The organism is Microbacterium sp. HMWF026 (genome assembly GCF_003061325.1).
GTDB lineage: Bacteria > Actinomycetota > Actinomycetes > Actinomycetales > Microbacteriaceae > Microbacterium > Microbacterium testaceum_E.
Genome location: NZ_QAJB01000153.1, coordinates 1 through 5,368, shown reverse-complemented (window position 1 = coordinate 5,368; position 5,368 = coordinate 1). Strand labels below are relative to the sequence as shown.

At 69.3% G+C, this 5,368-nt stretch carries 5 protein-coding genes; all 5 read left to right on the top strand.

The genetic code is table 11. The annotated features are described in order from the left end of the window. A partial coding sequence (locus DBR36_RS06640; protein WP_108318122.1) for an ABC transporter substrate-binding protein occupies positions 1-1,121 on the top strand: 1,121 nt, incomplete at its 5' end. A gap of 153 nt (positions 1,122-1,274) precedes the next feature. Further along, a complete protein-coding gene (locus DBR36_RS06635; protein ID WP_108318121.1) occupies positions 1,275-2,402 on the top strand; it encodes a carbohydrate ABC transporter permease in 1,128 nt (375 codons plus the stop codon). Next, positions 2,399-3,307, top strand: coding sequence for a carbohydrate ABC transporter permease (locus tag DBR36_RS06630; RefSeq protein WP_108318120.1), 909 nt, complete (start codon positions 2,399-2,401; stop codon positions 3,305-3,307). Before DBR36_RS06635 ends, DBR36_RS06630 begins: the two co-directional genes overlap by 4 nt. A gap of 29 nt (positions 3,308-3,336) precedes the next feature. Then, the gene (locus DBR36_RS06625) at positions 3,337-4,791 is read left to right on the top strand and encodes a glycoside hydrolase family 1 protein (RefSeq protein WP_108318119.1); all 1,455 of its coding nucleotides are present in this window, start codon (positions 3,337-3,339) and stop codon (positions 4,789-4,791) included. 30 nt (positions 4,792-4,821) lie between these two features. Then, a partial coding sequence (locus DBR36_RS06620; RefSeq protein WP_146185260.1) for a LacI family DNA-binding transcriptional regulator occupies positions 4,822-5,368 on the top strand: 547 nt, incomplete at its 3' end.

The following is a 5,368-nucleotide window of genomic DNA, read 5'->3' as shown; positions in this document are numbered from 1 at the left end:
ACACCGACGCGCTCCTGCAGGAGTACATGGACGCGCACCCGAACGTGAAGATCGTCCACAACAAGGCCGCGACCAGCAACGAGGCCCGCGAGAACTACTTCCAGAAGCTCGGCAAGACGGGCCTCGCCGACATCGAGGCCATCGAGGTCGACTGGCTGCCCGAGGTCATGGAGTACGCCGACCTGCTGGCCCCCGTGCCCGACGACCTCAAGAGCCGCTGGCTCGACTACAAGGTCGAGGCCGCGACCAGCCCCGAGGGGCAGCTCGTCGGCTACGGCACCGACATCGGCCCCGAGGGCGTCTGCTACCGCTCCGACCTGTTCGCCGCGGCCGGCCTGCCCACCGACCGGGCCGAGGTCGCGAAGCTGCTCGAGGGCGACTGGTCGACGTACTTCTCGGTCGGCGACACCTACGTCGCCGCGACCGGCAAGGCGTTCTTCGACTCCGCCGGCGGTACCTACCAGGGCGCGATCAACCAGGTCGAGGCGGCCTACGAGAACCCCGACGACGGGTCCATCACCGCGACCGGCAACGCCGAGGTCAAGGACATCTACGACGAGGTGCTCGAAGCCAGCGCCACGCAGTCCGCGCACCTCGGTCAGTGGTCCGACGACTGGTTCGCCGGACTGTCGAACGGCGCCTTCGCCACCATGCTCTGCCCCGGCTGGATGCTGGGCGTGATCGAGGGCAACGCGCCCGAGGTCACCGGCTGGGACATCGCCAACGTCTTCCCCGGCGGGGCGGGCAACTGGGGCGGTTCGTACCTGACCGTCCCCGCCAACGGCGAGAACGTCGAGGCCGCGCAGGAGCTGGCCGACTGGCTGACCGACCCCGAGACGCAGGTCAAGGCGTTCGAGAACGCCGGGACGTTCCCGAGCCAGACCGACGCCCTCAGCGCCGCGGCCCTGACCGGCAGCACGAACGCGTACTTCAACGACGCCCCCGTCGGCGAGATGCTCTCCGAGCGTGCGCAGGCCGTGAAGGTCTCGCCCTACAAGGGCCAGTTCTACTTCCAGATCAACGACGCCATGCAGAAGGCCCTGACCCGTGTCGAGGACGGCACGCAGAGCGCGGCCGACTCGTGGAAGCAGTGGGCGACCGAGGTCGACGCCCTGTCCTGACCGTGCGAACGGATGCCGGGGGTCGCGGCCTCGCGCCCCTGGCATCCATCGCCCGTCCCCTCCTCGTGCGAGGGGTCGAGAACTGTCGTCGCCGAAGCACCGTCGCCGGCGACCGGTTCCGACCTCTCGCGCGGCAGAAACGGAGCTCACGCCATGACAAGCACGATCGAGCGACCCGCACCGGTCGCAGCGCCCCCGGCCCGCGAACCCCGACGGCTCGGCTTCGGCCGGAGCCGGCGCAGCGCGTGGGACCTGAAGCTCTCGCCCTACCTCTACATCTCGCCGTTCTTCATCCTGTTCGCGATCACGGGGCTCTTCCCCATCGCGTACACCGCGGTGATCTCGTTCATGGACTGGGACCTGGTCCGTAACTCCGGCGAGTTCATCGGCTTCGACCAGTACGCGTGGGTGCTCTCGCAGCCCAAGTTCTGGATCGCCCTGCGCAACACCTTCAGCATCTTCCTGCTCTCGAGCGTCCCGCAGCTGATCCTCGCGATCTTCATCGCCGCGATGCTCGATCAGAACATCCGCGCCAAGACCTTCTGGCGCATGAGCGTGCTGATCCCGTACGTGATGGCCCCCGTGGCCGTCGCCCTGATCTTCAGCAACATGTTCGGCGACCAGTACGGCGTCGTGAACACCACGCTGCAGAACCTCGGGCTGCCCGCGGTGCCGTGGCACTCCGACGCCTTCGCCAGCCACATCGCCATCGCCACGATGGTCAACTTCCGCTGGACGGGCTACAACACCCTCATCCTCCTCGCCGCGATGCAGGCCATCCCGCGCGAGTATTACGAAGCTGCCACCGTCGACGGGGCCGGCAAGATCCGCCAGTTCTTCTCGATCACCCTGCCGAGCCTCAAGCCGACGCTGATCTTCGTCATCATCACCGCCACCATCGGCGGCCTGCAGATCTTCGACGAGCCGCGCATGTACGACCAGTACGGCACGGGTGGCGCCGACAACCAGTGGCTGACCGTCACGCTCTGGCTCTACAACGTCGGATGGGGCGAGTGGAACTTCGGCCGGGCCGCCGCGCTCGCGTGGATCCTGTTCCTCATCATCCTGGCCATCGGGGCGATCAACATGGTGGTCACCCGCTCGCTCGTCCGCGACGACGGCACGCGCGATCCCCGCACCCGTCGCGAGCGCCGCGCTCAGGCGCGGGCGGCGCGGGAACGACTGCGGACGGATGCCACGGCCTCCGCCCGTGACCGACACGACACCCTGAGGGCCGCCGCCGCACGCGCGACCGCCGCCGGAGAGGAGACGACGCGATGACCGCCGTCAACGCCGCCCCCATCCCTCTCGCGGATGGAGGTACCCCGGCCGGACCGCGCCGTCGCCGCCCGCGTCCCGTGCGCGGATCGCGCCCTGGCTGGATCGTGTACGCCAGCCTCGGCGCCGTGCTGCTGGCCAGCGTGTTCCCGTTCTACTGGTCGCTGCTGATCGGCTCGGGCGACTCCTCCACGATCCGCGACGCCAACCGCTCGTGGATCCCCGGCGGTAATTTCTTCGCCAACGCCGCCGCCGTGATCGGCGACCCCGCGGTCAACTTCTGGCCCGCGCTGCTCAACTCGATCATCAGCTCGGGGCTGATCGCGGCATCCGTCGTCTTCTTCTCGACCCTCGCGGGCTGGGCGTTCGCGAAGCTGCGGTTCCGCGGCGGTCCGTGGCTGCTGGTCTTCGTCGTGGGCACGATGGCCGTGCCGATGCAGCTGGGCGTGGTGCCCCTGTACATCCTGTTCAGCGAGCTGGGCTGGACCGGTCAGCTGGGCGCCATCATCATCCCCGCTCTCACCAGCGCGTTCGGGGTGTTCTGGATGACGCAGTACCTGCGTCAGTCGGTTCCCGACGAGCTGATCGAGGCCGCGCGGGTCGACGGGGCGAGCTCGTTCCGCACCTTCCTCACCGTGGGGGTGCCCGCCGCCCGGCCCGCCGCGGCCATGCTGGGCCTGTTCACCTTCGTCAGCGCGTGGAACAACTTCTTCTGGCCGTTCATCGTGCTCGACCGCCAGAACCCGACGCTGCCGGTGGCCCTGTCGCTGCTGCAGTCCAACTACTTCGTCGACTACTCGATCGTCCTCGCGGGCGTGCTGCTGTCGACGATTCCGCTGCTGCTGCTGTTCGTCTTCGCGGGCAAGCAGCTGGTCAGTGGCATCATGCAAGGGGCGGTCAAGGGATGACCCTCGCGCCCACGGAAGGAACCCGATCCATGTCCACCACCCGCTCGTTCCCCGACGGCTTCCTCTTCGGCGCCGCGACCGCGGCCTACCAGATCGAGGGGGCCGCCTTCGAAGACGGTCGCACCGCCTCGATCTGGGACGCGTTCAGCCGCGTGCCCGACGCCGTCATCAACGCCGACAACGGCGATGTCGCCTGCGACCACTACCACCGCTACGCCGGCGACGTGCAGCTGATGAAGCGCCTGGGGCTGCAGACCTACCGCTTCTCGACGTCGTGGTCGCGCGTGCGCCCCGACGGCGGCGCGCTCAACCCGAAGGGCGTGGACTTCTACAAGCGTCTCGTCGACGAGCTGCTGGATGCCGGCATCCTGCCCTGGCTGACGCTGTACCACTGGGACCTGCCGCAGGCGCTGCAGGACCGCGGCGGGTGGACCGTGCGCGAGACGAGCGACCTCTTCACCGAGTACGCGCTCGACATGCACGACGCGCTCGGCGACCGCGTCGACGTGTGGACCACGCTGAACGAGCCGTGGTGCTCGTCGTTCCTCAGCTACACGGCGGGCGCTCACGCCCCCGGGCACTACTCGCAGGCCGAGGGCATGCTCGCCGCGCACCACCTGCTGCTCGGGCACGGCCAGGCCGTGCGCGAGCTGCGCGCGCGCGACAGCTCGCTCAACCTGGGCCTGACCCTGAACCTCACGGTGGCGGATGCCGTCGACCCGGCGAACCCGGCCGACAGCGACGCCGCGCGCCGCATCGACGGCCAGTTCAACAGGTGGTTCCTCGACCCGGTGTTCCGCGGGTCGTACCCGGCCGACATCGTCGAGGACTTCCGCTCCGCCGACGCCGAGGCGGTGGACCGCTGGCACGAGGCCGTGCGTCCCGGCGACCTCGAGGTCATCTCGACGCCCATCGACTCGCTGGGCGTGAACTACTACCACGGTGAGCTCGTCGGCGGGACGGCGCCCGACGTCGACCCGCCGGCGGGCGACGCGCCCACCACGCGGCCGATCGGCAAGCCCTTCCCCGCGCACGAGAACCTCTACTGGCACGACCGCGGACTCTCGCGCACCAACATGGGCTGGGAGGTGCAGCCCGAGGGACTCACGCGCCTGCTGCGGCGGGTGAGCGAGGAGTACTCCGCCGAGGCGGGGGTGGCGCTGTACGTCACCGAGAACGGGGCCTCGTACGACGACGAGGTGGTCGTCGAGGACGGCGAGACCCGCGTCCACGACGAGGATCGCGTGGAGTTCGTCGAGGCGCACCTGGGCGCGGTGCTGGATGCCGTCGACCACGGCGTCGACGTGCGCGGCTACTTCTACTGGTCGCTCATGGACAACTTCGAGTGGGCCTGGGGATACGCCAAGCGCTTCGGCATCGTCTACGTCGACTACGCCACGCAGGAGCGGACCCTGAAGGACTCGGGCCGGCAGTACGCTCGCATCATCGCCGAGCGTGCGCTGACCGTCGTTCCCACGGTCTAGGCCCTCGGCGTCGGGCCCGAGGAGGCAGTGATGGAGCTCGCACCCGCGCGCGGAACCACCACGATCGAAGAGGTCGCCGCCCGGGCCGGTGTCTCGCGCTCGACGGTGTCACGCGTCGTGAACGGGTCCACCGCCGTCTCCCCGTCCGCCCTCGAGGCCGTGCGCCGCGCGATCGACGAACTGCAGTACGTCCCCAATCGCGCGGCGCGCTCCCTGGCGAGCCGGCAGACGCGGGCGATCGCCCTGGTGATCCCGGAGCAGACCGACCGGTTCTTCGGCGACCCGTTCTTCGCCTCGATCGTCGCGGGTATCAGCGAGGTGGTCGGCGAGTCCGACTACATCATGAACATGCTGATCGCGAGCGACGACGCCAGCGCGAAAGCGCTCGCGTACCTGCGGGGCGGCAGTGTGGACGGCGCGATCGTGGCGTCGCACCACACCAGCGACACCTTCCTCGACCGCGTCGCCGACGTGGTGCCCGTCGTGTACGGCGGGCGCCCCAACCGCGTGCGCGCCGACGACTACTACGTCGACGTCGACAACGTCGAGGGCGGACGTACCGCCACCGCCTATCTGC

Bases quoted from the DNA above. Each gene is read 5' to 3' on its own strand.
- DBR36_RS06625 (WP_108318119.1), top strand. From the start codon at position 3,337: ATGTCCACCACCCGCTCGTTCCCCGACGGCTTCCTCTTCGGCGCCGCG.
- DBR36_RS06630 (WP_108318120.1), top strand. From the start codon at position 2,399: ATGACCGCCGTCAACGCCGCCCCCATCCCTCTCGCGGATGGAGGTACC.
- DBR36_RS06635 (WP_108318121.1), top strand. From the start codon at position 1,275: ATGACAAGCACGATCGAGCGACCCGCACCGGTCGCAGCGCCCCCGGCC.